This is a genomic window from Kitasatospora sp. P5_F3 (assembly GCF_054049135.1).
Genome location: NZ_JBFUMY010000203.1, coordinates 1 through 747 on the forward strand (window position 1 = coordinate 1; position 747 = coordinate 747).

At 75.6% G+C, this 747-nt stretch carries 1 protein-coding gene and 1 pseudogene; both read right to left on the bottom strand.

Annotated features, from left to right (window positions below; all coding sequences use genetic code 11):
• Positions 1-133, bottom strand: a 133-nt coding sequence (locus ACXJMZ_RS37350) for a roadblock/LC7 domain-containing protein (RefSeq protein WP_457034437.1), incomplete at its 3' end; no start/stop codon positions are given.
• Between the two features lies 1 nt (position 134).
• A pseudogene (locus tag ACXJMZ_RS37355) lies at positions 135-747 on the bottom strand (hypothetical protein); the annotation flags it as partial.

A 747-nucleotide genomic window follows, 5' to 3' on the forward strand; every position in this document is an offset into this window, starting at 1 on the left:
GGAAGCCTTCGGACATGGCGAGCAGGAGCCCGTCGGCGGAGACCACCACTGTGTGGGACACCCCGGGGGTGTTGTCCACGAAATTGGTGATCAGCCAGTTCAGGTTCTGTGCGGCCTGGCTCATCTGACTCAACTCAACGCTCCTGGTGATCTGGGCCGAACTCCCCGGAACCCGGGTTGCCCTGCGCACCGTTCTGCTGGCCGCCGCCGTTGCGGTGGCCTCCCCCGAAGCCGTCGAAGCCCTGCGGCCCACGGCTCTGCTGCTGCCCCTGGCCGGGCTGGCCCGGCTGCTGCCCCTGGGCCTGCTCCGCGCCTGCCTGCCGGCCCTGCTGGATGCCGCGGCGCAGGTTGGTCAGCCGGCCACGCACCTCCTCGGGCGCGCGGGAGACCTGCGGACCGGTCAGCGGCGCCGCCTCGGCGGTGCCGGAGACCAGGTTGGCCTGCGGGGTCCGCCGGGGCAGGCCCGACATGGTCAGACCGTCGGAGGACGGCTCCCGGACCTGCTCGGCCCGGCGCCAGCGCTCGTCGTTGGCGGACGGGCGCCACGGCGCGTCCCCGAAGCCGGGAGCACGCTGGGCCTGCTCCTGCTGGGGAGCCTGCGGCTGCTGCGGGCCCTGCGCCGGACCGGCCTGCTGCTGCGGGCGCGGGGCGGACGGCTCGGTGAAGCCGGGGGCCGAGGTGCCGGGCCGCCGGGGCTGGTACGACCGGGTGCGGTCGTCCGGGCCACCGGGCTGGGCCGGCGCCTGC